Below are 26,315 nucleotides of genomic sequence, written 5' to 3'. Positions count from 1 at the left end.
GGGGAGGAAACGGGAGGACCCCCGGGGCCAGGTCGTGGCTTCGGGGGTCCCTCGAGGGGTTTCGGTCGGGGTGTTACGCGGCGAGTGTCGGGTCGGCCAGCAGGCGGAGGCGGCCCAGCGCCTCGCGCTCGATCTGGCGGACCCGCTCCGCCGAGATGCCGTGCACGGCGCCGATGTCGGCCAACTTGGCCTGGCGGCCGTCGTGCAGGCCGTAGCGCCGCCGGATCACGTCCGCGGACCGCGGGTCGAGCTGGTCGACCAGGCTGAACAGGCCCGAGCGGTCCGACGCGTCCGCGACCAGCTGGTCCGGACCCGGCGCGGTCTCGGCCGCGATCAGGTCACCCAGCGAGGTCTCGCCCTCGTCGTCGACCGGACTGTTCAGGCTGATGTGGTCCCGGCCGATGCGGATCAGTTCGGTGACCCGCTCCGCGTCCAGGTTCAGCTCGGCTGCGATCTCGTCGATCTCCGGCTCCCGCCCGAGCTTGCGCTCCAGCGTGCGCCGCGCGGACCCGATCTGGTTCAGCTGCTCCACCACGTGCACCGGCAGCCGGACCACACGGGCCTGCTGCGCGATACCGCGGGTGATGGCCTGCCGCACCCACCAGGTCGCGTACGTCGAGAACTTGAAACCCTTCCGGTAGTCGAATTTCTCCACCGCCCGGATCAGTCCCGTGTTGCCCTCCTGGACCAGGTCCAGCAGCGGCATCTGGGACCGCCCGTACCGGCGAGCGATCGACACCACGAGCCGGAGGTTGGCGGTCACGAACCGCTGCTGCGCGCGCCGGCCCTCTTCGGCCAGCCACTCCAGCTCCTCCTCCGTGGCATATTTGGGCGCTCCGCCCTTCTTCCGTCCAACCCGCCCCTCGGCCAGCAGTTGCTCCGCCAGGAGTCCTGCCTCGACCGTCTCAGCGAGCTCGACCTCTTCCTCTGCGGTCAGCAAAGGCGTGCGTGCGATCTCTTCGAGGTAGAGACCAACACTGTCCTTGCCGTCGATACCGTCGTCCGTGCTGCGGACACGAGCCGTGCGAGCCACCGAAACTCCCTTCGTCGTTACATGGAGAGCAACGCTCGAGTAGGGTTCAAGATTCCAGGACGAGTGTGTAAACACCCTGAAGGTTCCCTGAGAGTTCCCGGCAGGGTTTCCGCCGTGGAAACCGATGTCCCACGGCCTTGCTGCCAAATGCGGCGCAACACCCCGGCGACTTCCTGAGAATCCGTCCAGAAATCAAACGCTCCGGTGTCCCCGGATGTGCTGCACAACACACATCCGGGCCAGAAATTCCGCCTTTCTAGCTCAGGCCGAGGGTGTCGAGCTCCCAGGCGAGCGTGAACGCGACCTCGCGCCAGGCGTCGTACCGCCCGCTGCGGCCGCCGTGGCCGGCCTCCATCTCGGTCTTCAGCAGGACGTCGGGATCACCGGTCGCGGTCGCGCGGAGTTTCGCCACCCATTTCGCCGGTTCGACGAAGAACACCCGGGTGTCGTTCAGGCTGGTGATCGCCAGGACGCGCGGATAGTTCTGCGCGCTGATGTTCTCGTACGGCGAGTAGGACTTCATGTACTCGTAGACTCCGGCGTCCTCGAGCGGATTGCCCCATTCCTCCCACTCGATCACGGTGAGCGGCAACGACGGGTCGAGAATCGTGGTCAGCGCGTCCACGAACGGGACCTCCGCGACGATTCCGCCGAACGCCTGCGGCGCGAGGTTCGCGACCGCGCCCATCAGCAGGCCACCGGCGCTGCCGCCCTGCGCGACGATCCGTTCCGGCCGTGTCCAGCCGGCCTCGACCAGGTGCTCGGCGGCCGCGACGAAGTCGGTGAAGGTGTTCCGCTTGGTGAGCATCTTGCCTTCGTCGTACCAGTGCCGGCCGAGCTCGCCGCCGCCGCGGATGTGCGCGATCGCGAACACCACGCCACGGTCGAGCAGCGACAGCCGCGGAATCGAGAACCACGGGTCCATCGAGCTCTCGTACGAGCCGTACCCGTACAGCACGACCGGCGCGTTCCCGTCCTTCGCGACGTCCTTGCGCGCGACCAGCGAGATCGGAACCTTGGTCCCGTCCGGAGCGGTCGCCCATTCGCGGTACTGGGTGTACGCGGTCAGGTCGACGCCGCCGAGCACCGGCTGCTGCTTGAGCAGTCGCCGCTCACCGGTCGCGACATCCACGTCGTACGTCGAGCCCGGCGTGACCAGAGACGTGTAGCCGAAGCGGTACCGCGTCTCGTGCCACTCGTCGTTGCGCCCGGGGGAGACCGTGTGGATCGGCTCGTCGAACTCCAGCCCCTCGGGCGCGCCGAAGCCATCCTCCGTACGGCGCATGATCGCCAGCTCGGTGAGCGCGTTGCGGCGCCGGTACAGGATCACGTGGTCGGCGAACGCGTCCGCGCCGAGCAGCCGGCTGCTCTTGTCGCCCTCGAGCAGCGTCGTCCACTCGCCGGGGGAGTTCAGCGGCGCGGTGGCGAGCGAAAAGTTCGGGGCGTCGGCGTTGTGCGTGATCAGCAGCTGGTCGCCGGCGTGCTCGACGTCGTACTCGACCCCTTCACGCCGCGGCGCGACCACGACTAGCTCGCCGGCCGGGTCCTGGGCGTCGAGCAGCCAGACCTCGCTGGTGAGCTTGCTGCCGAGCGCGATCATGATCGCCTTCTCGTTGCGGGTCAGGTCGACGCCGACCCAGAACCGCTCGTCGGTCTCTTCCATCACGAGCACGTCGTCCGGCGTACCGAGCGTGTGCCGCCAGACCTGGTACGGGCGCCAGGCGTCGTCGACCTTGGTGTAGAAGATCGTCGAGCCGTCGGCGGACCAGGCCGAGCCGTAGTGCACCTCGGGCAGCTCGTCCGGCAACAGCTCACCGGTGCCGAGGTCCTTGATCCGCAGGGTGAACCGCTCGTCGCCCTTGAGGTCGACGGAGTAAGCGAGCAGGCGGCCGTCCGGGGAGACGTCGACGGTGCCGAGCGAGAAGAACTCGGAGTCGCCGGCGACCTCGTTGCCGTCGAGCATCACCTCCTCGCCCGCGATCTCGCCGTCGGTGGCCGGCGGCTGGTCGCCGTCCACCTTCACCCGGCAGTGCAGCGCGTACTGCCGGCCCTCGATCGTGCGCGAGTAGTACCAGTACCCGCCGCGCCGGGCCGGGACGCTCAGGTCGGTCTGCAGCGTCCGGTCGGAGATCTCCTTGAAGAGTGCCTCACGCAACGATTCCAGGTGCGCGGTACGCGCCTCGGTGTAACTGTTCTCGGCCCGCAGGTACCCCAGCACCTCGTCGTCGGTCTTGTCCCGCAACCACTCGTAGTCGTCGACGAAGGTGTGACCGTGATGGGTCCGCTCAACCGGCTTCCGCGCGGCGATCGGGGGCGTAAGAGATGAAGACTCAGACATGCCCGCGAGACTACCCGGCGAGCCTCAGATCCCGTACGTCGCGACGACCGGTGCGTGGTCGCTCCAACGCTCGGCGTACGTCGGGGCTCGGTGGACGACGCAACCGGTCGCGGCGGTCGCCAGGTCGGGGGAGGCGATCTGGTAGTCGATGCGCCAGCCGGCGTCGTTGTCGAAGGCCTTGCCTCGCCAGGACCACCACGAGTACGGACCGGGACCGTCGCCACCGAAACGGCGGCCGAGGTCGACCCAGCCGGACTCGAAGAGCCGGTCCATCCAGGCGCGTTCCTCGGGGAGGAATCCGCTCTTCTTGCGGTTCGCCTTCCACGCCTTCAGGTCCTCTTCGCGGTGCGCGATGTTGAGGTCGCCGCACATCAGCACGTGCCGCCCGTCCGCGCGTAGTTCGGCCAGCCGCGCGGTGATCGCGTCGAGGAACGCGTACTTCTCCTCCTGGCGCGGCGGCGTCTCGAACTCGCCCGTGAACACATACGTGCTCACTGCGGTCAACGTCGTACCGTCGTCGAGGACGACATCTGCCTCGACCCAGCGCCCGGAGCCGTCGAAGCGCGCCGGTCCGATCGCCGCGCGCTCGTCCTTGATCGGCCGTCGGCTCGCCACGGCCACGCCGGCGCGACCCTTGTGGCCGTCGATCGTCGGCTCGGCATGCGCGATGTTCCAGTCGCCGCCGAGCAGTTCCCGCAGTACGTCGTCCGACGCGCGAACTTCCTGCATCAGCACCAAGTCGGGGTCCGTGCTCTCCAGCCACGGCACCATCCCTCGCCGGAAGGCGGCCCTGATCCCGTTCACATTCACCGTGGCAACCGTCAGCACGCCGGAACCCTACCCGTTGTGGTGCCCCGGCTTGACCACCATCAGCACCAGCACGACCAGCCAGAGCAGCGAGAAGATCCCGGACGTCATCGACAGCATCTTCGCCTTCGACACCACCGCACCACGCGCCTCGGCGTCCCCACCGGCCACCGCGAGCACACTGGACTGCGCCGGTACGACGAGGAACGCCAGCACCAGCGCTGCGGCCAGCGTGAGAACGATCGACACGATCACCCACGCTTCACCGGTGACCTGCATGCCGCCCGCGACCGCGAACCCGAACACCGGGACGGCGAGGCTCGCCCACGCGTACACCCGGGTGATGCGGTGCAGCACCTCCAGGCCGCCCGCGTCCGGCGTCTCGGCGGTCAGCACGCGGCGCGCGATCGGCGGGAACATGCTGGCCGCGATCGTCACCGGGCCGACGCACAGGATGGCCGCGAGGATGTGCACCGTCAGGAAGAACTTGTTCATCAACGCTCACTCGGACGTAGTCGTGAGGATCGCGTCCAGCGACCGTTCGCAGAGGTGCTCGAGAGCTTCCGGTGACACGGTCGGGTTGTCGATCCACAGCAGGAGGGTCTGCTCGACGTAACCCTGCCAGCCGTGGCACGCGAGCTCGACGACGGGGGTGACCTCGACGCCACTCTCGGCGACCGCGCTGATCACCCACTGGCTGAAGACGCGCCGCAGGTCCGAGTGCAGGGTGCGGATGTCGGGATCACCGGCCGCGGACATCAGCAGCGTCGCGCGGTACAGCTGCGGAGCCTCGAGTACGGCGCGGACGAACGCGCGGATGCCGGCTCGGAGCTGCTCGTGCGGAGGCAGCGAGGGGTCTGGAGCGGTCCGCAGCATGACCTCCGCGGCGGCCTCCTCGATGACGGCGTACTGGAATTTCTTCTTGGAGCCGAAGTAGTGGAACAGCAGCGCGGGGGAGACGCCGGCCTCGGTCGCCACCAGTTCGACGGTCAGCTCGCGGTGCGGGTCCGCGAGCAGCACCCGGCGGGCGGCCTCGAGGATCTGCGCCCGCCGCTGGTCGGGCCGCAGGCGCGAAGTGGAGGTCGAGGTCATAGCGGACAGTCTATTGAGTAAATGGTCAACAAGCCATTACTGTTGAGTACCCACTCAACAAGCTGGAGGTCCAGATGCGTCCGTTGGCCGGTCAAGTCGTCCTCGTCACCGGAGCTTCCCGGGGGATCGGCGCCGCGGTGGCGCGGAAGCTGGCCCAGGACGGCGCGAAGCTCGCGCTGGTCGGTCTCGAGCCCGACGAGCTGAAGAAGGTCGCCGAGGACTGCGGCCCGGACGCCGGCTGGTGGGAGGCCGACGTCACCGCCACCGACTCGTTGCGCGCCGCGGTCGAGGGGATCGCCGAGCGCTACGGCCGGATCGACGTGGTGATGGCGAACGCGGGGATCGCGGCGCCGGGGTTCAGCCGGAGCATGGACCCGAAGGTGTGGGAGCGCGTCATCGACGTCGACCTGCTCGGCGTCTGGCGGACCGTGCACCTGACGTTGCCGTACCTCCTGGAGAGCAAGGGGTATCTGCTGCTCGTCTCCTCGCTGGCCGCGATCGTGCACATCCCGGGCCTGGCGTCGTACAACGTCGCCAAGGCCGGCGTCGAGGCGATGGGGGACACGCTGCGGCCGGAGCTGAAGCACCTCGGCGTGCGGGTCGGCGTCGCGCACATGACGTTCGTCGACACCGACATGGTGCGTGGGGTCGACGGGCACCCGGTGTTCGGCAAGGTGCGGACCGGGATCCCGCTGGTGAGTAAGACGTACCCGCTCGAGTTCGCCGTGGACAAGTTCGTCGAGGGCATCAAGAAGCGGTCCCGAACGGTGCACGTTCCGGGCTGGATCGGCGCGATGAAGGTGGTCCGCTGGGTGCTCCCGCACGTCATCGAGCTAGGCTCGCGATTCAGCGTTCCGAAGTCCGACGCGGCCGCGCTCGCCGACATCCAGACCCGCGGCGCCGAGGCGTCGTCGCGACCGAGCGGCGCTGGCGGCCAGGCCGACTCGGAGAAGGCAGCCCACAGGTGAGCCGCGAGTACGACGTCGTACTGCTCGGCGCGAGTGGTTTCACGGGGGCGCTGACCGCGGAGTACCTGGACAAGAACGCTCCGGACGGACTCCGCTGGGCCGTTGCCGGACGCAACAAGTCGAAGCTGGAGCGGTTCGGCAAGGACATCCTGCACGCGGACGTGACCGACCCGAAGTCGCTGCAGGCGCTGGCCGAGTCCACGAAGGTCGTCGCCACCACGGTCGGCCCCTACATCCAGTACGGCGAAGCGCTGGTCGCCGCCTGCGCCGAGGCCGGAACGGGGTACCTCGACCTCACCGGCGAGCCGGAGTTCGTGGACCGGATGTACGTGCGGTACCACGAGCGCGCGCAGCAGACGGGTGCCCGGATCATCCACGCGTGCGGCTTCGACTCGATCCCGTACGACCTCGGTGTGCAGTTCACCGTCGAGCAGTTGCCGGAGAACGTGCCGATCCAGCTCGACGGCCTGCTCCGGGCCGGCGGCCGTCCCTCGGGCGGCACCTTTCATACTGCGATCACCGCGTTCTCCCGGCCCAAGCAGAACCTGGACGCACACCGTGCCCGGCGGGCCGCTGAACCGCGTCCGGTGGGACGGCGAGCCCGCGCGGTCGCGGGCAGCATCCACCGCCAGGAAGGGTTCTGGGCGGTGCCATTGCCGACCGTCGACCCGCAGATCGTCGGGTACTCGGCGCGTCTGCTGGACCGCTACGGACCGGACTTCCGCTACTCGCACTATGCCGCGGTGAAACGTCTGCCCACCGTCGCGGCGGGCGTCGGCGGCGTCGGCCTGCTGATCGCTGCGGCGCAGATCCCGCCGGCCCGCAAGGCCTTGCTGAACCGCCTGCAACCCGGCGACGGACCGAGCCCGGAGCGCCGCGCGCGGTCCTGGTTCAACGTCCGCTTCGTCGGCCGGGGCGGCGGCAAGCAGGTGATCACCGAGGTCGCCGGCCGCGACCCCGGGTACGACGAGACCGCGAAGATGCTCGGCGAGAGCGCACTGTGTCTGGCGCTCGACGACCTGCCGGAGACCGCCGGTCAGACCACGACGGCCGCAGCGATGGGACCCGCGCTGCGCGAGCGACTGGTGAAGGCGGGGATGACCTTTGCCACCCTCGGCGTCGACCACTACTAGCCCGGACGGCACCCGGGTCGCCGTCTACGACTACGGCAACGCCGGCGCGCCGGTGCTGATCTGCGTCCACGGCTACCCGGACAACGGGTCGCTCTGGGAGCCGGTCGCCGAACGTCTCGCCGATGACTTCCACGTGATCGCGTACGACGTCCGCGGCGCCGGTGCTTCGGATCAGCCGAGCCGCACGGCGGCGTACCACCTCGATCGGTTGCAGGACGACTTCCGCGCGGTGATCGACGCGGTGTCGCCCGACCGGCCGGTGCATGTGCTTGCGCACGACTGGGGATCGATTCAGTCCTGGCACTTCGTCACCGACCCGGCGTTGCAGCACCGCATCGCGTCGTTCGTGTCGATCTCCGGGCCGTCGCTGGACCACGCGGGGCACTTCCTCCGGCGACGCAGCCGCGCCGCACTCCGGCAGCTCGTGCACTCCTGGTACATCTTCTACTTCCACCTGCCCTGGCTGCCCGAGCTCGGCTGGCGGAAGGGATGGGCGCACCGCGTCTTCAGCCGGCTGGAGCCGCAGGACGCTGAGGACAAACGATTGATCGGCGACTACCTGCACGGCATGAAGTTGTACCGCGCAAACGTTGTCCCTCGCCTGCTGCGGCCGGGTCAGCGGCGGACCGACGTACCTGTGCTGGCGGTGTCACCGGAGGGCGATCCGTTCGTCACGACGCCGCTGCAGATCGACGGAGCGCGATGGGCCACCGACCTGACGGTGAAAGTGGTCAGGGGCGGCCACTGGATGCCCCGGAACGATCCCGGACTTGTCGCCGAACTGGTACGGAAACACGCCGGTCAGGTGGCAGGCTGGGAGGTATGAGGACGCTTCTGAACCTGATCTGGCTGGTGCTGGCCGGCTTCTGGCTGGCCATCGGGTACGCCGTCGCGGGGATCATCTGCTGCATCCTGATCATCACCATCCCGTTCGGGATCGCGTCGTTCCGGATCGCCGGGTACACCCTGTGGCCGTTCGGGCGCACCATCGTCGACAAGCCGGGCACCGGGGCGGGCGCGCTGCTCGGCAACCTGATCTGGATCATCTTCGCGGGCTGGTGGCTGGCACTCGGCCACCTGACCACAGGGATCGCGCTGTGCCTGACGATCATCGGCATCCCGCTCGGGATCGCGAACTTCAAGCTGATCCCGATCTCCCTGGTGCCGCTCGGCAAGGACATCGTGCCGAGCGACCGGCCGTTCGCCGTCCGGTGAGGTCGCTGACCGTCCTCGGTTCCTGCGGCGCGTGGCCCGAGGCCGGTCGCGCGTGCGCCGGGTTCCTGCTCGAGTACGACGGGTTCCGGGTGGTGCTCGACCTCGGGTACGCCGCGTTGCCGCGCCTGCTCGCGCACTGCCCGAAGGGTGATGTCGACGCGGTCGTGGTGACGCACCAGCACCCGGACCACTGCGTCGACGTGAGCGGCCTGGCCCGGGTCCGGCACTACGAGGCGCCGGACGCGCCGCCCGTCGCGCTGCATTGCGCCCCGGGCGTTCTCGACGTACTGCGGGCCCTCGAGCCGAACCCGGATCCGGCGGAGGTCTTCGCCGTCCACGATCTGGCGTCGACGACACGGATCGGGCCGTTCGACGTGCTGGTCGTGGAACTGCCGCACTACAAGACGAATCTCGGGGTGCGGTTGAGCGCGCCCGGGGTCTCGGTCGCGTACACCGGTGACAGTGGGCCGTCGCCCGAGCTGCAGCGGTTGGCGGAGGGGACGGACCTGTTCATCTCGGACGCGACCTATCAGGGCTCGTCCCACGACAGCTACCTGATGACTGCGGCGGAAGCGGCTCGGGGCGCGAGTGGAGCCAAGCGGCTGTTGCTCACGCACTTCTGGCCCGGCTCCGACCGCACGGTATCCGTGGTGGAGGCACGCCGCGAGTTCGCCGGCGAGGTCATCGAGGCCGACGAAGGTCTGCGGCTGACCCTCTGAAAGGGTGCCCCAGGCAACCTAGCTGTGTTCGGCGTCGACGACCTTGCGGACGTTGGTGATGTCACCGCAGCCGGACCGGATCAGGCGGGCGCGCTCCTGTGCGAACGTGTCGCCGAGATCGCGCCGTACGGTCTCGGTGATGTCGGTGCGGGCCGGATTGAGGACGTCGCGCTCTTCCTCGTCGAGGTGGTGGGTGAGTGCCTCGGACAGTTCGTGCAGCTTCGCGCTGAACTCCTCGCTACCGACGTCCTCGACCTCCATCAGCGCGAGCAGCGCATCGTTGCCCTCGGCATGCTCGTGTTCGGAGTGCTCGACCTCGTCGGCGTCGATCGCGTCCTTGCGGCGCAGCGTCGGGTAGACCTTCGACTCTTCGGCCTCGGCGTGCGCGATCAGAACGGTCGCCAGATCGGCGAGCACCGCCTCCCGGTCGCTCCGGACGTCACGCAACTCCCGCAGCGCCTCCTCGAACCACCGGTGGTCGGCCAGGATGATCTCGACCACGTCTCCACTGGCCGACGGCAAGATCCTCGGCATGCGTCATCTCCTCTCTCAGGCCTAACCGGTACCCGGATAACCTGCGGTCATGCCGACCCCAGTCCAGTCAGCGCTCGTCCGTCGCCCGAGTCCGCGGCTCGCCGACGGGCTTGTCACCCACATCGAGCGGCAGCCGGTCGACGTCGAGCTCGCGACGCGTCAATGGCAGCGGTACGTCGATGCGCTGCACGACACCGGTTGGACCACGGTCGAGGTGCCACCGATCGACGAGTGCGCCGACAGCGTCTTCGTCGAGGACACGATGGTCGTGTACGGCGACCTCGCGGTGATCGCCCGGGCCGGTGCGAACGAGCGACGCGCGGAAGCCGCCGCGGCCGCGCAGACCGTCGCGAGCCACGGCTACCGGATCGAGCACATCACTGAGCCGGGCACGCTGGACGGGGGCGACGTACTGAAGGTCGGCTCGACGATCTACGTCGGGCAGGGTGGACGGACGAACGCGGCGGGGATCGAGCAACTGCGTGCCGCGTTCGCCCCGCTGGGTGCCGACGTCCGGGCGGTGCCGGTGCGGAAGGTGCTGCATCTCAAGTCGGCCGTCACCGCGCTGCCCGACGGGACGGTGATCGGGTACGAGCCGCTCGTCGACGACGCGGGCGCGTTCGACCGCTTCCGGCCCGTTCCGGAGGAGGCCGGCGCACACGTTGTACTGCTGGGGGAGGATCGGCTGCTGATGGCTGCGTCCGCGCCGAAGTCCGCCGAGCTGTTCGAAGGGTTGGGCTACAAGCCGGTTGTCGTGGACATCAGCGAGTTCGAGAAGCTCGAGGGCTGTGTCACGTGCTTGTCGGTGCGCTTGCGCGGCTGAGCATGCGTCGCGCGTCTCGGGCGAGCTGCAGCTCGCGCCTCTTGCCACGTCCCTCGGCGACCTCGCACGCCTCCACCAGTGCCGCGCGATAGACCGTCGAGTCCGGGTGTCCGGGTGGTGCGTGCCGGACGACCTCGCTGAGGGTCCGGAGAGCGGCCGCGATGTCGCCGCACGCGAGCAATGCCTGTCCGAGCGCCGACCGGTTGCGAAGCAGTTGCGGATCGTCGGCCGCGGCCTCCGCCTCGTCCGCGGTCACGATGTCCGCCAGCAGGTCGGCCTCGGCCCGTGGGCCACCGACCATCAACCGCGCGCCGGTGACCGCCTCGGCCGCCGCATGGGTCAGCTCATGATGCGGCCCGAACACCTCGACCAGTTGCGGCGTCAGCAGCTCGAACCACGCGATCGCTCGTCCGTAGTTCGCCGTCGCCAGCAGTCCCTGTGCCACACGCAGCCGGACCCGCAAGGTGGCCGGGTCGTCCGCCGGGAGAACCTGCTCCCGAGCGACCAGCGCCGACTGGTAGAACGGCAGCGCCCGGCCGGGCTCGCTCTCGTCCCAGTACGCCTCGGCCTGCCGGTACTCCGGGGCGCCGTCGAGCTCCGGATGCGCCGCGATCGCCGAGACCGGCTCCCGTCGTACGACGGCACGCACCGGCGGCTCGATCAGGCGGCGGCCGACGTAGCTGCGGCCGCCGGTCGGGATCACCCGGTACTGGCCGTGCTTCGACACCGGAACCCACAGCACGGTGCTGTAGAGCGTGCGGATCGAGGACCCGCAGTTCTCGCAGACGTCGCGGTGCCCGTAGAACCGGCTACCCATCGGGCCCGCGGTCTCGGCGGCCCGCCAGGCCTCCGAGGCCGCCGTGCAGGGCGCACAGAACGGGTAGACCCCGCGCCGCTCCTCATTCATTCGGCCCATTGTGGTCAGTTTCGGGTTCGCCGTCCTCATCCGCAGCGGTGATCCGTACTTTTGTCAGCGCCGGATCGTCCACGGCGAACGTCCGCACCGGCCCCGGCGGTGTGTCCGCGGTCTCGAACCGCACCGTCACCCGCCCGCGGCCGGACCCCCAGACCCAGCCCTGCCCGTGCTCGGGATGCGCCACGTCCTGCCCGGGGTGGAATCCGAGCTGGTCCCGCGGGCGGGCCGGCAGCTCGACGATCTCGATCGGGTTCCCGGCGTGCTCCTCCTCGGTGAAGAGGTCGTCCTGGATCCAGTCGGCGAGTGACGAGACGCCTACACCGAGCAACCGGATGCCGCCGCCGATCTCGCTCTCCTCGAGCAGCCGGCGGGCGACCCGCGCGATCACCCGCGCGTCGTCGGTCGGTCCGGCCAGCGTCGACGACCGGGTGTGCGTGGTGAAGTCGTGCATCCGCGTCTTCACCGTGACCGTGCGGCCGGACAGCTGCGCCTTCTGCAACCGCTCGGACACCCGCAGCGCCATCCGGTCGCTGATCGCCGCCAGAAGCGCGCGGTCGATGATGTCGGTCTCGAACGTGTCCTCGACACTGACCGACTTGGTCTCCCGGTCGCTGACCACCGGACGGTCGTCGGCGGCGACCGCGAGCCGATGCAGGCTGGTGCCGTGCGCGGAGCCGATCTGCCGCACCAGCTCGTCCTCGTCGAGCTGCTGCAGATCCGCGACGGTCCGCACACCGGCCATGCTCAGGCGCTGCGCCGTTGCCGGGCCGACCCCGGGGATCACCGTGACCTGCATCGGCGCGAGGAACTCCGCCTCGGTCCCGGCCGGGACGACGACCACGCCGTCCGGCTTGTCGAGATCGCTGGCGATCTTCGCGATCAGCTTCGACGTCCCCGCGCCGACCGAGGCGGTCAGACCGCCGCTCACCTTCCGGATCGCTTCCTTCAGGTCGTTCGCGATCGCTTCGACATCGTCGACGGTCAGGTCGCTCAGTCCGCTGGCGGCCAGGTCGATGAACGCCTCGTCCAGCGACAGCGGCTCGACCAGCGGCGACAGCGCCCGCATCTCCGCCATCACCGCGATGCTGCTCTGCCGGTACGCCTCGAAGCGTGGGCTCAGGTACGCCGCGTGCGGGCAGCGCGACCGCGCTTCTGCGGTCGACATCGCCGAGCGGACGCCGTACTTGCGGGCCTCGTACGACGCCGTGGACACGACTCCGCGCACGCCGATCCCGCCGACGACCACGGGTTTGCCCCGGAGCGACGGCTTGTCCCGCTGCTCGACGGCCGCGAAGAACGCGTCCAGGTCGACATGCAGCACCGACGGATCATTACGCACCTGCCCAGTGTCCCCGTCAGCACCGACAATTGGTGCATGAGCTTCCCCGACCACTGGGACGACGGCACCGACCCGACCAGCGCCACACACCAGGTCCACTGGTACGACGACCGGACGGCGATCGTCCGCCAGTCCCTGCGAACCAACTTCGAGGGCCCGTTCCTGTACCTCTTGCTCGGTACCGAGCGCGCCCTGCTGCTCGACACCGGGACCGGCCACGTCCCGCTCCGGCCGTTGATCGACGAGCTGGTGGGGGAGCGGGAGCTGATCGTCGCGCACACGCACAGCCACGGTGACCACGTCGGCGGCGATGCGGAGTTCGAGAACGTGGTCGGCCCATCGGCCGCGGACGTCGCGGCGTACTTCGGGCTGACCGACTGGCCGAACGGCGTGGTGGAGCTCGACCTCGGTGGGCGGGTGCTCGACATCCTCCCGATCCCGGGCCATCACGCGTCGCACATCGCCGTCTACGACCGGGACACGCGGCTGCTGTTCAGCGGCGACTCGCTCTACCCGGGGCGGCTGTACGTCTTCGACTGGCCGGAGTTCCGGGCGAGCGTCGCGCGGCTCGGGGAGTTCGTTGCCGGGGGCAAACCGGTGGAATGGGTGCTCGGCGCCCACATCGAGATGACCACCGAGCCGGCGCAGGACTACCCGATGGGCGCCGACCAGCATCCCGGCGAGCACGAGTTGCCGCTGCGCCCCGGCGTACTGACCGAGCTGGTGGACGTGATGGCGACGGCCGGCGAGGAGCCGGTCCGGATCGAGCGCGAGCACTTCATCGTGTTCCCGGTGGTGCCACCACGCGAATGATCAGCGCACAGGTGGGCACCTTCAGGCACACTGAGCGAAGGAGCCACCAGGGGAGGCGCTGATGGGTGAGGAAGTCGACCGGGTCGAGTTCACCCGGGCGGACCGGACCGCGTTCCGCGCTCAGGTCCATCGCAATCTGGACGCCTTCGCGCGGATGCTGCGCGAGGCCCGGTTCGCGCCCGAGAAGCCGATGACCGGTATCGAGATCGAGCTGAACCTGGTCGACGAGCGCTGCGACCCGGCGATGAAGAACTCCGAGGTGCTGAGCGCGATCGAGGACGACGCGTTCCAGACCGAGCTCGGGCAGTTCAACATCGAGATCAACGTGCCGCCCGGGCAGATCGACGGTCTCGGGCTGGACACGATGGAGTCGAGCATCCGGGACAGCCTGAACGCGGCCGAGGACAAGGCGGCCCGGACCGGCTCGTCGATGGTGATCGTCGGGATCCTGCCGACGCTGCTGACCGAGCACATCCGCCGCGACGCACTCAGCACGAACCCGCGGTACTCGTTGCTCAACGACCAGATCTTCGCGGCCCGCGGCGAGGACGTGCAGATCTCCATCGATGGTGTCGAGCGGCTGCAGGTGACCGCGGACAGCATCGTCCCCGAGGCCGCCTGTACGTCGACGCAGTTCCATCTCCAGGTCACGCCAGAGGCCTTCCCGCGGTACTGGAACGCGGCGCAGGCGATCTCCGGCGTGCAGCTCGCGGTCGGTGCGAACTCGCCGTTCCTGTTCGGCAAGGAATTGTTGCGCGAGACCCGGATCGCGTTGTTCGAGCAGGCCGCCGACACTCGCACGCACGAACTGAAGACGCAGGGCGTCCGGCCGCGGGTCTGGTTCGGTGAACGATGGATCACGTCGATCTTCGACCTCTTCGAGGAGAACTCGCGCTACTACCCGGCGCTGCTCCCGGTCACCTCCGACGAGGACCCGATCGCGGTCCTGGACCGCGGTGACACTCCGGCCCTTTCGGAATTACGCCTGCACAACGGGACGATCTATCGCTGGAACCGCCCGGTGTACGACGTTGTCCGGGAGAAGCCGCATCTGCGCGTCGAGAATCGTGTCCTGCCGGCCGGTCCGACAGTGGTCGACACGATTGCCAACGGCGCCTTCTATTTCGGACTCGTCCGTGCGCTGGCCGATGACGAACGGCCGATCTGGTCGCAGATGTCGTTCAGCGCCGCCGAGGAGAACTTCCACGCAGCCGCCCGGCACGGCATCGACGCCGAGGTCTTCTGGCCCGGGGTCGGCACGGCCCGTGCGACCGAGCTGGTGCTCAGACGCCTGCTGCCGTTGGCGGTTCGCGGTCTGGACGCCTGGGGCGTCGACGTCGCGGTCCGCGACCGGCTGCTCGGGATCATCGAGCAACGCTGCCTGACCGGCCGCAACGGCGCGTCGTGGCAGGCCGACGAGTTCCACCGCCTGTATACAAAGGGGCCGTACGGTCGGCGGGACGCGTTGCGCGGAATGCTCCGCGGGTATCGCGACCACATGCACGCGAACACTCCCGTGCACGCGTGGCCGGTGGACTGAACCGGTTCGTACCGCGCGACAACGTAGGACAGTGCGCGCCGAACCAGGCGGAACTCCGGTCCTTCTGACGGAACCTCGTCGACCTTGCCCAGGGCAACGGCGTCGGCGGGTTCCGGCACGAGTTCGATAACGACCCGACATACAGGGGTGGCGCTTTCGGTGACAGCCCTGCAAAGGTGTGCGCACCGGAAGGTTAGCGGGGCCCACCGGGGGTAGTACTCGGGCACCGGCAGCCCTCCGTCACCGTTGCGACACAACAGGTGCAAATGCAGCGGATGCCGACCGCGGTCGGGAGCAGTATCGTTCGAGACGGGTCGACACACACCCGGAGGTGAGGCAGGGCGATGACGACCATCGTCGTGGGTTACGTGCCGAAGGCGGAAGGCCGTGCGGCCCTTCGGCGGGCAGCGGAGGAAGCGACGCTGCGAGACGCCAAGCTGGTGGTGGTGAACTCGCATCGGGGCGGGCGCAGCTTCGACAGCGACGAGGCGGCGGCCAGTGACGCCGCGCTGAGCGAAGTACGGGAGCAGCTCGACTCGACCGGTGTGCCCTACGAGGTACGCCAGTTGGTGCGTGGCCTGGACCCGGCGGAGGACCTGGTGGCCGTCGCCGAGCAGGTGCATGCGGAGTTCATCGTGATCGGCCTGCGGCGCCGGTCGCCGGTCGGCAAGCTCATCCTCGGCAGCAACGCGCAGCGGGTGCTGCTCGATGCTCCGTGTCCGGTGCTGGCCGTGAAGGCCGAGGAAGGGGAGGACTGAGGTGACGTCGACACGCAGCAGGAAGCTGTGCCTCGCGCAACAGCCGGACGCCGACGAGATGCTGAGCAGAGATCCGTTCGCCCTGCTGGTCGGGATGTTGCTCGACCAGCAGATCCCGATGGAGCGCGCGTTCGCGGGCCCGGTCGCGATCGCGCAGCGGATGTGCGGTCCCTTCGATCCCGCCACGGTCGCGCACTACGACCCGGACGCCTTCGTCGAGGTGGTGGCCGGCCCGCCCGCGGTGCACCGGTTCCCGACCGCGATGGCCGCCCGGATCCAGACCCTGGCCAAACACCTCGACGAGCAGTACTCCGGTAACGCCTCGGGCCTGTGGTCCGATGTGAAGTCCGGGGACGACCTGCTGGCCAGACTGTCGGCCCTGCCGGGCTTCGGCGCGCAGAAGGCGAAGATCTTCGTCGCGCTGCTCGGCAAGCAACTGAAGGTGCGGCCGCGTGGCTGGCGCGAGGCCTCCGAGCCGTACGGCGAGGACGGCGCGTACAAGTCCGTCGCGGACGTGATCGACGTTGCCTCACTGGTCAAGGTGCGGCAGTTCAAGCAGGAGCAGCAACTGGTCCGGCAGCGGGTGGTGGCCCGGCCGCTGCGGAGGACCCGCAACGGGTGACGACGACGCGTGGCAGCGGTGACAAGGGCCCCCGGAAATACGCTCTCCGGGGGGTCGTGCGACGCCTGAGCTTGGTTCGCGGATTACAATGGACTGTTGTCGCCGCCTGACCAGCGAGCAGCCGCACACCGCAGTACCCAAAAGCTCAGCTTCACAACGTCGTACCGTCGTACAAACCCTGCGTCAGACGAGAGGTAATTCGTGTCGTCCAGCTCGTCCGAGAACCTTCCCGCCGAACCGGCTAGGGCCGTGGCCGCCGCCACCGTCCGCAGTACGGCTCAAAGGACCAGCGCCCGAGTCACCGACCCCGCAGCCAAGAAGGCGGCGGCGAAGAAGGCGGCGGTGAAGACCGCCGGCACCAAGGAGGACGGTATCCCCGCGAAGAAGGCCGCTGCCAAGAAGGCTACGGCGAAGAAGGCAGTGTCCGAAGCGGGTGTGGCGATCGACCCGAAGACCGGGAAGCCGCGCGCGCTCGACGACGTGGACGAGTCCGACTTCAGCCCGGAATCGGTGAAGCCGCTGGAGAAGGAGCTCACCGAGGACCAGGGCTTCATCGTCTCCGAGGCCGACGAGACCGACGAGCCCGAGCAGCAGGTGATGGTCGCCGGTGCTACCGCCGACCCGGTCAAGGACTACCTGAAGCAGATCGGCAAGGTCCCGCTGCTGAACGCCGAGCAGGAGGTCGAGCTCGCGAAGCGGATCGAGGCCGGCCTGTTCGCCGAGGAGCAGATCGCCGACGAGGCGGCCAAGCTCAAGGAGAAGGTCCGCGACGAGTACGAGTGGATCTCCGAGGACGGCCGCCGCGCCAAGAACCACCTGCTCGAGGCCAACCTGCGCCTGGTGGTGTCGTTGGCCAAGCGGTACACCGGCCGCGGCATGCTGTTCCTGGACCTGATCCAGGAGGGCAACCTCGGTCTGATCCGTGCGGTCGAGAAGTTCGACTACACCAAGGGCTACAAGTTCTCGACGTACGCCACCTGGTGGATCCGGCAGGCGATCACCCGGGCGATGGCCGACCAGGCCCGCACCATCCGGATCCCGGTGCACATGGTCGAGGTCATCAACAAGCTGGCCCGTGTCCAGCGGCAGATGCTGCAGGACCTGGGCCGGGAGCCCACTCCGGAGGAGCTCGCCAAGGAGCTCGACATGACCCCGGAGAAGGTCATCGAGGTGCAGAAGTACGGCCGCGAGCCGATCTCGCTGCACACCCCGCTCGGTGAGGACGGCGACTCCGAGTTCGGTGACCTGATCGAGGACTCCGAGGCGATCGTCCCGGCCGAGGCGGTCTCGTTCACGCTGCTCCAGGAGCAGCTGCACGCGGTCCTCGACACGCTGTCCGAGCGTGAGGCCGGCGTGGTCTCGATGCGCTTCGGTCTCACCGACGGCCAGCCGAAGACCCTGGACGAGATCGGCAAGGTGTACGGCGTAACCCGCGAGCGGATCCGCCAGATCGAGTCCAAGACGATGTCGAAGCTCCGGCACCCGTCGCGTTCGCAGGTCCTCCGGGATTACCTGGACTGATGTCATGACGCAGTGGATCGCCAGTGCGCTTGCGCTGGTGATCCCTGTGGTCGACACGGCTTCTCTGGCCGCCGCCGTACTCACGGCGGCGGCCTTGCTGTTGGCGCTGGTGGTCGTCGCGCGGTCGTCCGCGCCCACCGCCACGCCGCTGCTTGCGCGGGCCTCGTCGGTCCGCGACCGGGCCGAGCAGACAGTGTTCCTGCGGCTGCGTGATCCTGACGCCGCCGGTCGGCCACGCCCACGAGCACCGGGACGGTAGCGCTCCACCTCGCTACCTGTTCCTACTCACTCGTGGAGTTCTGCTGTGCCTTCCTTCCTGGAGGCACCGGTCGCCGGTGCCTATCACTTGCTCACGTCCCTCGTGGACACTCTTCAACCGCTGACCGGCGCGTACGCCGCCGTCATCGCGATCGTCCTGTGCACCCTCGTCGTACGACTGTGTCTCGTCCCGCTGAGCGTGCGGGCGCAGCGTGGGCTCAAGGCCCGCGCCGCGATGATGCCGCAGCTGAAGCAGCTGTCCGAGAAGCATCGCGGCAATCCCGAACGTCTGCAGCGTGAGGTCGCGAAGCTGCAGGCCGAGTCCGGTACGTCGTTGTTCGCCGGGTTCCTGCCGATGCTCGCGCAGTTGCCGTTCTTCTGGCTGATGTACACGCTGTTCTCCCGCACGGTGGTGGCGGGGGAGTCGAACCAGCTGATCAGCGGGAGCCTGCTCGGTGCGCCGCTCGGCGTGCACTGGCCGGTCTTCACCGGTACGCCGGCGTTCCTCGTGGTCGCCGTACTGCTGGCAGTCGTCGCATGGTTCTCGGCGCGACTGCAGGTGCGCCAGCTCGAGGCGTCGGCGACGGCCGGGTCGCCGGTGTCCACGTGGTCGCGGCGGATCGCTCGGCTGCTGCCGTACGGGACGCTGCTGACGGCCGCCTTCGTGCCGCTCGCCGCCGGTCTGTACCTGTTGACGACGACCACCTGGACGGTCGTCGAACGCACCGTCCTGCAGCGCTAGTTGCTTCGGGCAACGGTGTCGGAATTGTCCGTTGCGGTGGGCCGATGCGTTCTGATACCGTCTTTATTAAAGGCGGTTACATATCAGCTTCAGGGGTGCGATGGACGCCGTACGAGGACCCGCTCAGGCGGAGCGAGCTGCTAACCAGGTCGCCTGTCTGCGTTTCCTCGACGACGCCGGTGAGGCCTGCACGGTCGGCGAGCTGAGCGCCGGGACCGGGCTGTCCCGACCGACCGTGCATGCCGTTCTCGACGACCTGGTCAGGGCCGGGCTGGTGGTGTCCGGGAGTCCGGCGACAGCGGGTCCGGGGCGGCCGGCGCGGGCGTTCCGGTTCGTCCGCGCCTCAGGCCTCGTCGCCGGGGTCGACCTCGGGCCGCGGGGTGCGCGGGCGGTGATCTGCGATCTGTCCGGCCGGCGGTTGGGGTACACCGAGCTGCCGACGGAGGGGCCGTCCGACCTCTCGCTCATTCCGCGGGCGCTGGAGGCTGCGGGGGAGTCGGTCGACCTTGGGCGGCTGCGCGCGGTCGGGCTGGGGCTTCCTGGGGTCGTCGAGGCCGACGGTCGGCTGCGCGCGAGTCTCGCGATGCCTGACCTGGTCGGGCTGCCGGTCGGTGAGCTGATCGCGAAGGAGCTCGGTCAGCCCGTCGTCGTCGACAACGACATCAAGCTCGCCGCGCTCGCCGAGCAGCGCGGTGGCGCCGGGCGTGGATACTCCGATGTCGTCTACCTGCAGATCGGTCATCGACTATCGGTGTCGATCGTGCTCAACGGAGTCATCCGGCAAGGGCGTCACCGCCTCGCCGGAGAGCTCGGGGCGCAGCGCGGGATGCGCTGGACGCGGAACGCGCAACGCGGGCAGCTGGTCTGGTCCGCGCGGCCGACCGGCGCCGAGGTGCTGAGCGCCGCGGCGGCCGGCGACGCCGGTGCACAGGCCGAGCTCGCGGACTTCTGCGCGCAGATCGCGGCCAGGATCGCGACCGTGCTGCTGGTCGTCGACCCCGAGATCGTGGTCGTGCGCGGCGGGCCGGTGCAGGACAGCACCGCGCTGCTGCGGCCGCTCGAGGCCGCGATCGAGAAGGAACTGGTTTTCCCCGAGCATCCACCCATCGTCGCTTCGGCGTTGGGACGTGAGGCAGTGGTGCTCGGGGCGGTCGGCACCGCGTTCGACCGGTACAGCTCGGCAATCTACGGCGTCCACGACTATCCGAGTCCGTGGCACCGGATCACCCATGACGTCTCTGACGAGACTGAGAGGACCACGAAGTGAAGCTAGGAGTCAGCTCATACTGCTTCCGCCAGCTGATGGTGAGCGGCGAGATGGACCTGATCTCGGTTCTGGACTGGGTCGCGGCCTCGTCGGCCGGGCACATCGAGGTCGCCGCGATGGACGGGGAGTACTACCTGGAGAACCCGGACGTCGTGAGTGCTGCCGCGAAGCACTCGGCCGACATCGACGTACCGATCGTGAACTACCTGGTCAGCGGTGACCTGCGGTCGGCCGACGAGAAGGAGATCGACCGGCTGCGCCGGCAGCTCGACATCGCGCAGGCGTTCGGCGCCGGGGTCTTCCGGCACGACGTGGCGCCGTGGGCGTGGCGTGAGGAGAACCCGGGGGAGTTCGAGTCGACGTTCGCGAAGGTCGTCGAGGGCTGCCGCGCGGTCGCCGACCACGCCGCCGGGCTCGGCATCGTGTCGACGATCGAGAACCACGGCTTCTTCATGAACGGCAGCGACCGGCTGGCCCGCCTCGTGTACGAGGTCGACCGCCCGAACTTCCGGGTCACCCTCGACCTCGGCAACGGTCTGTGCGTCGGCGAGGTGCCGGGCAAGACCGCGGCCGGCCTGATCGACGTCGCGGCGTCGATCGGTGTGAAGGACTTCCACATCCGCCGCTCGGCCGGCGACGGCTGGCTGAAGACGCTGGCCGGCGACTACCTGCTCGGCACGGTGTCGGGTCACGGTGACGTGGACCTGCCGGGCCTGCTCGCACTGGTCGCGACCAAGCCCGACGTACCGGTGAGCCTGGAGTTCGAGGGTATGGAGGCGCCGCTGCCTGCCATCGAGCGCTCGCTCGCGAACATCCTCCGACTGACGGAAGGCAACGCCTGATATGACGACGCGGATTGCAGTGATCGGGCTCGGCTCGATCGCTGTCGAACACTTGGGCGCGTACCAGCGCAACCCGCAGGCCGAGCTGGTCGCCGTGTGCGACGTGGACCTGGAGCGGGCGAAGGCGCGCGCCGAGCAGTTCGGCGTGGAGCGGGTCACCGGTGACGTCGAGGAGATCTTCTCGGACCCGGACATCGACGCGGTGAGCGTGTGCGTGCCGAACACCCTGCACGCCCCGATCGCCGAGGCGGCGCTGCGGGCCGGCAAGAACGTCCTGGTCGAGAAGCCGATGACCGTGACGGTGCCCGAGGCCGAGGCGCTGGTGAAGGCGGTCGAGGAGACCGGGAAGGCGCTGCAGATCGGGTACGTACGGCGGTACGCGCCGAACGCACTCGTGACGAAGCGGTTCCTGGACGCCGGCGAGTTCGGTGACATCTACGCGGCCCGGGCGACGCTGCTGCGGACGGCCGGGAACCCCGGTGGCTGGTTCGGTGACGTGGAGCTGTCCGGCGGCGGTCCGCTGATCGACCTCGGCGTCCACATCATCGACCTGTGCTGGTACCTGATGGGGATGCCGAAGCCGGTGTCCGCATCGGGTGCGACGTTCGCGCCGCTGGGTGCGCGCGACAACATCCAGAACCTGACCCGGTACAAGGCCGCGTCGGCGGCGCGGCCGAACACGGTCGAGGACTACGCGACGGCGCAGATCCGGTTCGAGGGCGGGGCGGTTCTCGACGTGGACACGTCGTACTCGTTGCACGCCCGGAACGAGATCAGCGTCCGGATCCACGGCGAGAAGGGCGGCGCGGAGATCGAGCCCGAGCTGCTGATGGTCACCGAGCGGCACGACACGCTGCTGCACATGCAGCCGCAGATCGACTCGCTCGGCTTCGACTTCAAGGTCGGCTTCGCGAACCAGATCGACCACTTCCTGCAGATCTGCCGCGGCGAGATCCCCGCCGACGCGACGGCCGAACAGGGCCTGCAGATGGCCCGGATGCTGACCGCGATCTACGAGTCGGCCAAGTCCGGCGCCGAGGTCCGTATCAACAGCTGAGCACGTGCGGTCGCCCGGGGCTCACACAGCTCCGGGCGACTGCCTCAGAGTTCGCGGGGGCTAGGGCGACCGTTCGCACCGCGGTTGTTGACCGCGCTGTACCGCATGCCGGGGCGCACGGGCGATTCTCCGGTCGGCGGGGGCATTTGAAGCCCCTGCCCGGCACCCGGCTGCTGGTTCGGCGGGAGCCCTACCTGCCTCGCCCGCAACCCGTCCCGCAGTGCCGGATCGGCGGTTTGAGCCATCATCTGTTGTTGCGTAGCTCGAGCGGCTGCCAGCTGCTGAGTCACCCGTTGCTCAGCCGCAGCGCTCCGCTCCGGCGTCATCTCGACCCGCCCACCCTGCTGCGCCGCCGGAGCGGAGGGCTTCGTTGGTCTCCTGCACGCGGCGGGCTTGCTTTTGCTGCTCCGCCTGCCGGTCGAGCTCGACGGAACGGCGCTGCTGTTCCGCCCGCTGGTGGTTGAGCTCCGCCTGCTGGCGTTGGTACTCGGCGATCGCCGCGGTCATGTCGACCTGGGTCGGCCGTTGCGGGTCGTCGTCCTCCACCTGCCCGTCGTAGTCGTCGTCGGCGTCGGCGTGCAGGAGGGCGTCGGGATCCTCCTCCCGCGGGTACAACCGGTCGATCTCCTCGTCCGTCAGCTCGTGGATGGGAGGACGGTCGTCCACGCGTGCCGGCTCCGCTCGCACCTCCTCGGCCTCGCGGATCCGCGGTCTGTCGAACGACGCCATCAGTCAATCCCTTCGCCGGCCCCCGTGGCTCAACCATAAGTTGAGAGCGGTGCAGACCGGTTCCGGACGCGCTCAGGGACGACGGAGGCGGGCCTCGAGGCCGTCGAGGGTGCGTGCGAGGCCGTAGCTGAAGGTGTCCTCGCTGCCCGCTTCGAGGTCGGCGCCGCTGTTGGCGGCGTACAGCGCGCGGAGGTGCGGGAACGGCTCGGCGGCGCGGACCGCGGCCGGCCAAACCTCTGCCTGCCACGCGGCCATGTCCTTGCCGCTGCGCTTGAGTTTGCTGACCGTCGCGGCCTCTACCGACGCGACGCCGATCACGTAGCCGAGCACCGTGGTCGACGCCTGGTCGGCCTCGGGCAGCTCGAATCCGGCCGCCAAGTAGATGCCCAGCGTGTCGTCGGAGACCCGCATCAGGTTCGGTCCGAGGTAGTTCATCCCGACGTCCGCGAGCGTCGGCGCGACCCACGGGTGCCGGACGATCATCGCGCGCACGCTCCGCGCCGCCGACTCGGCCGCCGCGCGCCACTGCGCCGGCTCGACACCGGTCGGTACGTCGATCTCGCCGTACACCTCGTCGACGACGAGTTCGAGGAGTTCGTCCTTGTTGGCGACGTGCCAGTAGACCGCGGTCGCGACCGCGCCCACGGCCGCACCGAGCTTGCGCATCGTGAGTGCCTCGAGTCCGTCGGTGTCCAGCAGCGTGATCGCCGCCGTGACGATCTGCTCCTGGGTCAGCGCGGGTTGCTCGCGTCGCCGGCTGCGCTTCGGCCGGGTCCAGACGGACGTGTACTCCTCGGGCGCCATCGTCGTACCTCCTCGTCGGTGGTCAGCCTAGCCGAATCTTGAACACTGTGCAGGACTTGACCAGCGTTCAGTTTTAATTGCACACTGTTCAAGCAAACTGAACGGTGTTCAATTCAAGGAGGTGCGGGATGGCCGCTCGGCATCCGCGCAGGTGGCTGATTCTGATCGTGCTCTGCCTGAGCACGATGGTGCTGGTGCTCGACAACGGGGTGCTGAACGTCGCGATCCCGGTGCTGACCGAGGATCTCGGGGCGAGCGCGCAGGAGATCCAGTGGATCGTCGCCAGCTACATCCTGGTGTTCGCGGGCCTCCTGCTGACCGCGGGCAGCCTGTCCGACCGGTACGGGCGCAAGAAGGTGATGATCGTCGGCCTGGCGATCTTCGGTGCCGCGTCCCTGGTGGCGACGTACGCCGGAAGTCCGGAGACGCTGATCGCGGGACGGGTGCTGATGGGGATCGGCGGCGCGATCGTGATGCCGAGCACGCTGTCGATCGTGATCACGGTCTTCGACGACGAGGAACGCCGCAAGGCGATGTCGATCTGGAGCTCGGTGCTGATGGTCGGGCTGATCGGCGGGCCGGTCCTCGGTGGGGCGCTGATCGCGAGGTTCTGGTGGGGCTCGGTGTTCCTGATCAACGTGCCGGTGGTCGTACTGGCGATCGCTGCCGCGGTGATCCTGATGCCGGAGTCGAAGGGCCCGTGGCGCAAGCCGGACCCGGTCGGAGCGGTGCTGTCGATGGTCGGGCTGGTCGCGCTGGTGTGGGTGATCATCGAGCTGCCGGAGCACGGGGTGTCGTGGCCGATGCTCGCGCTAGCAGTGGTCGGGCTGTCGTTGTTCGTGGTCTGGGAGTTGCGTACGCCGGTGCCGATGGTGCCGCTGCAGCTGTTCCGGGACCGGAACTTCAGTGGCGGGAGTCTGTCGCTCGTGCTGCTCCAGATCGCGAACGGCGGGCTGATCCTGGCGCTGACGCAGTACCTGCAGTTCGTGCTCGGTTTCTCGCCGACGAAGGCCGGTCTGGCGATGGCGCCGATGGCGGTCGCGGTGATCGTGGTGAACGGTATCGGTGCGACGCTCGGTCAGAAGATCGGGAACCGGCCGCTGACCGTCGTCGGCCTGGTGGTGCTCGCCGGCGGCTTCTGGGTGATGTCGAGACTGTCCGCGGACGACGGGTTCGGGATGGTCGCGCTGGCGCTGGGGGTGTTCGGCATCGGGGCCGGGCTGGCGCAGCCGGCGGCGACGGCGGCGCTGATGAGTGCCGTGCCGCACGAGCACGCAGGGGTCGGCTCGGCGCTGAACGACACCGTCCAGCAGGCCGGCGCGGCGCTCGGGATCGCGATCCTCGGGTCGACGCTGGCGAAGAACTTCACCGCGACGATGCCCGAGTCCGCGCCCGCCGAGGCGCGCCGGTCGATCGGCGAGGCGCTGGTGGTGGCCGCGGCGTCCGGTGACAACGCGCTGGCGCAGGTCGCGCGGACGGCCTTCGCTCAGGCGATGTCGGGAACGTTCGTGGTGAGCGCGGTCGCGGTCCTCGGATCCGCGGTGATCGCTCTCGCGCTCCTGCGGGACAAGAAGACTCCGGACCGGGAACCGGTCGCTGTGTCAGCTGAGTAGTGCGGTGGTGAGGGTGTCGGCGTTGGCGTCCAGCCAGGTCTGGCGGGCGCGGATCTTGTCGCCGACACCCTCGCTCCACATTCGCGCCCAGCCGCCGCCGAGGGTCTCTGCGCGGTACTTCATCGTGTGCCAGGCGCGCTCGTTCAGCGCGATGGACAGGCTCAGCACGCGACCACGGTCGGCGGTCGAGAGGCCGTAGGCGTCCGCGAGCATCCGGCAGCGGCGCGGCCGGTCCAGCCCACGAAACTCCGGGTCGAGGTCGTCGTCGGCACCGAGTGGCGCCCACCACAACATCAGGTTCACGAACTCCCGGGCGCGACTCACCGGCCGGGCCAGGTCGAAGTCGATCAACGCGTACGCGCGGCCCTCGCGGAACACCACGTTCTCCGGCGTCACGTCCTGATGCCCGACGAGCTCGGGCGGATCATCCAGGTCCGGCAGTCCGGGCGGCTCGATCGGCGCCGGCAGGTTCTGCGGAATCCCGAAACCCTCGACCGCGTCGTCGTAGGCGCGCAGCAGTTGGGCGACCGAGACCATCCGCTCCTCATCAGCGATCCACTGCGGCCGCGGGCGTCCCGCGACCTCGCCCTCGACGTACGTCAGTCCGTGTCGGCCGGCCGAGTCGACGCCGAGGAACCGCGGCGCTCCCTCGAAGCCCACCTTCTCGAGGTACAGCAGAACGTCCTGGACCAGCTTGGCGCGCTCGCCGGGCGGTCGCCGGACGGTGTCGCCGACGCGCACCAGACCTTCGGTCACGTCGCCACCGAGCAGCGGAATCTCTTCGCCGTCCTCGAGCACCACAGTCCTCATTCCGTTGGATGAAACGTTTGTC

General features: G+C 69.0%; 28 protein-coding genes. 17 read left to right on the top strand and 11 right to left on the bottom strand.

Annotated features, from left to right (window positions below):
- Window positions 1–73 precede the first annotated feature (73 nt).
- The 5 genes from AC0662_RS07545 to AC0662_RS07525 form a co-directional block, all read right to left on the bottom strand.
- The gene (locus AC0662_RS07545; protein ID WP_452203958.1) at window positions 74–1,033 is read right to left on the bottom strand and encodes a sigma-70 family RNA polymerase sigma factor; all 960 of its coding nucleotides are present in this window, start codon (window positions 1,031–1,033) and stop codon (window positions 74–76) included.
- 256 nt (window positions 1,034–1,289) lie between these two features.
- A complete protein-coding gene (locus AC0662_RS07540; protein ID WP_452203959.1) occupies window positions 1,290–3,371 on the bottom strand; it encodes a S9 family peptidase in 2,082 nt (693 codons plus the stop codon).
- A gap of 24 nt (window positions 3,372–3,395) precedes the next feature.
- The gene (gene xth, locus AC0662_RS07535) at window positions 3,396–4,199 is read right to left on the bottom strand and encodes an exodeoxyribonuclease III (protein WP_478299191.1); all 804 of its coding nucleotides are present in this window, start codon (window positions 4,197–4,199) and stop codon (window positions 3,396–3,398) included.
- A 9-nt stretch (window positions 4,200–4,208) separates the two neighbouring features.
- The gene (locus AC0662_RS07530) at window positions 4,209–4,673 is read right to left on the bottom strand and encodes a hypothetical protein (RefSeq protein ID WP_452203961.1); all 465 of its coding nucleotides are present in this window, start codon (window positions 4,671–4,673) and stop codon (window positions 4,209–4,211) included.
- A 6-nt stretch (window positions 4,674–4,679) separates the two neighbouring features.
- On the bottom strand, window positions 4,680–5,270 hold the full coding sequence (locus AC0662_RS07525) for a TetR/AcrR family transcriptional regulator (protein ID WP_452203962.1): 591 nt from the start codon (window positions 5,268–5,270) through the stop codon (window positions 4,680–4,682).
- 74 nt (window positions 5,271–5,344) lie between these two features.
- Here AC0662_RS07525 and AC0662_RS07520 point away from each other — a divergent pair, with 74 nt between their 5' ends.
- The 5 genes from AC0662_RS07520 to AC0662_RS07500 are packed head-to-tail and all read left to right on the top strand — an operon-like array spanning window position 5,345 to window position 9,305.
- Complete coding sequence (locus AC0662_RS07520; RefSeq protein WP_452203963.1) at window positions 5,345–6,238, top strand: SDR family oxidoreductase; 894 nt, start codon at window positions 5,345–5,347, stop codon at window positions 6,236–6,238.
- On the top strand, window positions 6,235–7,371 hold the full coding sequence (locus AC0662_RS07515; protein ID WP_478299188.1) for a saccharopine dehydrogenase family protein: 1,137 nt from the start codon (window positions 6,235–6,237) through the stop codon (window positions 7,369–7,371). Before AC0662_RS07520 ends, AC0662_RS07515 begins: the two co-directional genes overlap by 4 nt.
- Complete coding sequence (locus tag AC0662_RS07510) at window positions 7,343–8,197, top strand: alpha/beta fold hydrolase (RefSeq protein ID WP_478299186.1); 855 nt, start codon at window positions 7,343–7,345, stop codon at window positions 8,195–8,197. The genes AC0662_RS07515 and AC0662_RS07510 overlap by 29 nt, the downstream gene beginning before the upstream one ends.
- Window positions 8,194–8,586 carry a YccF domain-containing protein gene (locus AC0662_RS07505; RefSeq protein WP_452203966.1) on the top strand — a complete coding sequence of 131 codons (393 nt, stop codon included), beginning with the start codon at window positions 8,194–8,196 and terminating at the stop codon, window positions 8,584–8,586. The genes AC0662_RS07510 and AC0662_RS07505 overlap by 4 nt, the downstream gene beginning before the upstream one ends.
- The gene (locus AC0662_RS07500; protein WP_478299184.1) at window positions 8,583–9,305 is read left to right on the top strand and encodes an MBL fold metallo-hydrolase; all 723 of its coding nucleotides are present in this window, start codon (window positions 8,583–8,585) and stop codon (window positions 9,303–9,305) included. The genes AC0662_RS07505 and AC0662_RS07500 overlap by 4 nt, the downstream gene beginning before the upstream one ends.
- An 18-nt stretch (window positions 9,306–9,323) precedes the next feature.
- On the opposite strand, the gene AC0662_RS07495 is transcribed toward AC0662_RS07500, so the two are convergent.
- Window positions 9,324–9,839 carry a hemerythrin domain-containing protein gene (locus tag AC0662_RS07495; RefSeq protein ID WP_478299182.1) on the bottom strand — a complete coding sequence of 172 codons (516 nt, stop codon included), beginning with the start codon at window positions 9,837–9,839 and terminating at the stop codon, window positions 9,324–9,326.
- Between the two features lie 49 nt (window positions 9,840–9,888).
- Between AC0662_RS07495 and ddaH the strand changes: the two genes are divergently transcribed.
- The gene (ddaH, locus tag AC0662_RS07490) at window positions 9,889–10,662 is read left to right on the top strand and encodes a dimethylargininase (RefSeq protein WP_478299180.1); all 774 of its coding nucleotides are present in this window, start codon (window positions 9,889–9,891) and stop codon (window positions 10,660–10,662) included.
- Here the strand turns inward: ddaH and AC0662_RS07485 are convergent.
- Together AC0662_RS07485 and AC0662_RS07480 are read right to left on the bottom strand one after the other, a co-directional pair.
- Window positions 10,631–11,569 carry a hypothetical protein gene (locus tag AC0662_RS07485; RefSeq protein WP_478299178.1) on the bottom strand — a complete coding sequence of 313 codons (939 nt, stop codon included), beginning with the start codon at window positions 11,567–11,569 and terminating at the stop codon, window positions 10,631–10,633. The genes ddaH and AC0662_RS07485 overlap by 32 nt on opposite strands.
- Entirely contained in the window at window positions 11,562–12,917 is a 1,356-nt protein-coding gene (locus tag AC0662_RS07480) for a DNA polymerase IV (RefSeq protein ID WP_452203971.1), read from the bottom strand. Before AC0662_RS07480 ends, AC0662_RS07485 begins: the two co-directional genes overlap by 8 nt.
- Window positions 12,918–12,953: 36 nt before the next feature.
- Between AC0662_RS07480 and AC0662_RS07475 the strand changes: the two genes are divergently transcribed.
- The 10 genes from AC0662_RS07475 to AC0662_RS07430 all read left to right on the top strand — a co-directional run bounded on the left by AC0662_RS07475 (window position 12,954) and on the right by AC0662_RS07430 (window position 22,337).
- Complete coding sequence (locus AC0662_RS07475) at window positions 12,954–13,730, top strand: MBL fold metallo-hydrolase (protein ID WP_452203972.1); 777 nt, start codon at window positions 12,954–12,956, stop codon at window positions 13,728–13,730.
- 61 nt (window positions 13,731–13,791) lie between these two features.
- Window positions 13,792–15,270, top strand: a complete 1,479-nt coding sequence (locus AC0662_RS07470) for a glutamate-cysteine ligase family protein (protein WP_452203973.1) — start codon at window positions 13,792–13,794, stop codon at window positions 15,268–15,270.
- Window positions 15,271–15,614: 344 nt separating this feature from the next.
- The gene (locus tag AC0662_RS07465; RefSeq protein WP_452203974.1) at window positions 15,615–16,028 is read left to right on the top strand and encodes a universal stress protein; all 414 of its coding nucleotides are present in this window, start codon (window positions 15,615–15,617) and stop codon (window positions 16,026–16,028) included.
- Window position 16,029: 1 nt separating this feature from the next.
- Complete coding sequence (locus AC0662_RS07460) at window positions 16,030–16,650, top strand: HhH-GPD-type base excision DNA repair protein (protein ID WP_452203975.1); 621 nt, start codon at window positions 16,030–16,032, stop codon at window positions 16,648–16,650.
- A 201-nt stretch (window positions 16,651–16,851) separates the two neighbouring features.
- A complete protein-coding gene (locus AC0662_RS07455; RefSeq protein ID WP_478299175.1) occupies window positions 16,852–18,171 on the top strand; it encodes an RNA polymerase sigma factor in 1,320 nt (439 codons plus the stop codon).
- Between the two features lie 4 nt (window positions 18,172–18,175).
- On the top strand, window positions 18,176–18,430 hold the full coding sequence (locus tag AC0662_RS07450) for a DUF6412 domain-containing protein (RefSeq protein WP_452203977.1): 255 nt from the start codon (window positions 18,176–18,178) through the stop codon (window positions 18,428–18,430).
- 45 nt (window positions 18,431–18,475) lie between these two features.
- Window positions 18,476–19,171 (top strand): YidC/Oxa1 family membrane protein insertase, encoded by a 696-nt coding sequence (locus AC0662_RS07445; RefSeq protein ID WP_452203978.1) that lies wholly within the window; start codon window positions 18,476–18,478, stop codon window positions 19,169–19,171.
- Window positions 19,172–19,271: 100 nt separating this feature from the next.
- The gene (locus tag AC0662_RS07440; RefSeq protein WP_478299172.1) at window positions 19,272–20,438 is read left to right on the top strand and encodes an ROK family transcriptional regulator; all 1,167 of its coding nucleotides are present in this window, start codon (window positions 19,272–19,274) and stop codon (window positions 20,436–20,438) included.
- The gene (locus AC0662_RS07435; protein WP_452203980.1) at window positions 20,435–21,280 is read left to right on the top strand and encodes a sugar phosphate isomerase/epimerase family protein; all 846 of its coding nucleotides are present in this window, start codon (window positions 20,435–20,437) and stop codon (window positions 21,278–21,280) included. Before AC0662_RS07440 ends, AC0662_RS07435 begins: the two co-directional genes overlap by 4 nt.
- Window position 21,281: 1 nt before the next feature.
- A complete protein-coding gene (locus AC0662_RS07430) occupies window positions 21,282–22,337 on the top strand; it encodes a Gfo/Idh/MocA family protein (protein ID WP_478299170.1) in 1,056 nt (351 codons plus the stop codon).
- A gap of 297 nt (window positions 22,338–22,634) precedes the next feature.
- Here the strand turns inward: AC0662_RS07430 and AC0662_RS07425 are convergent, their stop codons facing one another.
- Complete coding sequence (locus tag AC0662_RS07425; protein WP_478299168.1) at window positions 22,635–23,066, bottom strand: hypothetical protein; 432 nt, start codon at window positions 23,064–23,066, stop codon at window positions 22,635–22,637.
- 72 nt (window positions 23,067–23,138) lie between these two features.
- Entirely contained in the window at window positions 23,139–23,870 is a 732-nt protein-coding gene (locus AC0662_RS07420; protein WP_452203983.1) for a TetR/AcrR family transcriptional regulator C-terminal domain-containing protein, read from the bottom strand.
- A 128-nt stretch (window positions 23,871–23,998) separates the two neighbouring features.
- Between AC0662_RS07420 and AC0662_RS07415 the strand changes: the two genes are divergently transcribed.
- Complete coding sequence (locus AC0662_RS07415; RefSeq protein WP_478299166.1) at window positions 23,999–25,483, top strand: MFS transporter; 1,485 nt, start codon at window positions 23,999–24,001, stop codon at window positions 25,481–25,483.
- Here the strand turns inward: AC0662_RS07415 and AC0662_RS07410 are convergent.
- The gene (locus AC0662_RS07410) at window positions 25,472–26,293 is read right to left on the bottom strand and encodes a phosphotransferase (RefSeq protein ID WP_478299164.1); all 822 of its coding nucleotides are present in this window, start codon (window positions 26,291–26,293) and stop codon (window positions 25,472–25,474) included. The two genes, AC0662_RS07415 and AC0662_RS07410, sit on opposite strands and share 12 nt — an antisense overlap.
- Between the last annotated feature and the right edge of the window lie 22 nt (window positions 26,294–26,315).

This window comes from Kribbella sp. NPDC043289 (assembly GCF_056436705.1).
Note: the sequence above shows the minus strand (reverse complement) of the source record. Positions and strands in the feature narration are given on the sequence as shown.

What these genes read in the sequence shown, in the direction of transcription:
- AC0662_RS07540 (WP_452203959.1), bottom strand. Translation starts at nt 3,371, where the DNA reads ATGTCTGAGTCTTCATCTCTTACGCCCCCGATCGCCGCGCGGAAGCCG.
- AC0662_RS07530 (WP_452203961.1), bottom strand. Translation starts at nt 4,673, where the DNA reads ATGAACAAGTTCTTCCTGACGGTGCACATCCTCGCGGCCATCCTGTGC.
- AC0662_RS07525 (WP_452203962.1), bottom strand. Translation starts at nt 5,270, where the DNA reads ATGACCTCGACCTCCACTTCGCGCCTGCGGCCCGACCAGCGGCGGGCG.
- AC0662_RS07520 (WP_452203963.1), top strand. Translation starts at nt 5,345, where the DNA reads ATGCGTCCGTTGGCCGGTCAAGTCGTCCTCGTCACCGGAGCTTCCCGG.
- AC0662_RS07505 (WP_452203966.1), top strand. Translation starts at nt 8,194, where the DNA reads ATGAGGACGCTTCTGAACCTGATCTGGCTGGTGCTGGCCGGCTTCTGG.
- AC0662_RS07495 (WP_478299182.1), bottom strand. Translation starts at nt 9,839, where the DNA reads ATGCCGAGGATCTTGCCGTCGGCCAGTGGAGACGTGGTCGAGATCATC.
- ddaH (WP_478299180.1), top strand. Translation starts at nt 9,889, where the DNA reads ATGCCGACCCCAGTCCAGTCAGCGCTCGTCCGTCGCCCGAGTCCGCGG.
- AC0662_RS07485 (WP_478299178.1), bottom strand. Translation starts at nt 11,569, where the DNA reads ATGAATGAGGAGCGGCGCGGGGTCTACCCGTTCTGTGCGCCCTGCACG.
- AC0662_RS07475 (WP_452203972.1), top strand. Translation starts at nt 12,954, where the DNA reads ATGAGCTTCCCCGACCACTGGGACGACGGCACCGACCCGACCAGCGCC.
- AC0662_RS07470 (WP_452203973.1), top strand. Translation starts at nt 13,792, where the DNA reads ATGGGTGAGGAAGTCGACCGGGTCGAGTTCACCCGGGCGGACCGGACC.
- AC0662_RS07465 (WP_452203974.1), top strand. Translation starts at nt 15,615, where the DNA reads ATGACGACCATCGTCGTGGGTTACGTGCCGAAGGCGGAAGGCCGTGCG.
- AC0662_RS07450 (WP_452203977.1), top strand. Translation starts at nt 18,176, where the DNA reads ATGACGCAGTGGATCGCCAGTGCGCTTGCGCTGGTGATCCCTGTGGTC.
- AC0662_RS07440 (WP_478299172.1), top strand. Translation starts at nt 19,272, where the DNA reads ATGGACGCCGTACGAGGACCCGCTCAGGCGGAGCGAGCTGCTAACCAG.
- AC0662_RS07430 (WP_478299170.1), top strand. Translation starts at nt 21,282, where the DNA reads ATGACGACGCGGATTGCAGTGATCGGGCTCGGCTCGATCGCTGTCGAA.
- AC0662_RS07425 (WP_478299168.1), bottom strand. Translation starts at nt 23,066, where the DNA reads ATGGCGTCGTTCGACAGACCGCGGATCCGCGAGGCCGAGGAGGTGCGA.
- AC0662_RS07420 (WP_452203983.1), bottom strand. Translation starts at nt 23,870, where the DNA reads ATGGCGCCCGAGGAGTACACGTCCGTCTGGACCCGGCCGAAGCGCAGC.
- AC0662_RS07415 (WP_478299166.1), top strand. Translation starts at nt 23,999, where the DNA reads ATGGCCGCTCGGCATCCGCGCAGGTGGCTGATTCTGATCGTGCTCTGC.
- AC0662_RS07410 (WP_478299164.1), bottom strand. Translation starts at nt 26,293, where the DNA reads ATGAGGACTGTGGTGCTCGAGGACGGCGAAGAGATTCCGCTGCTCGGT.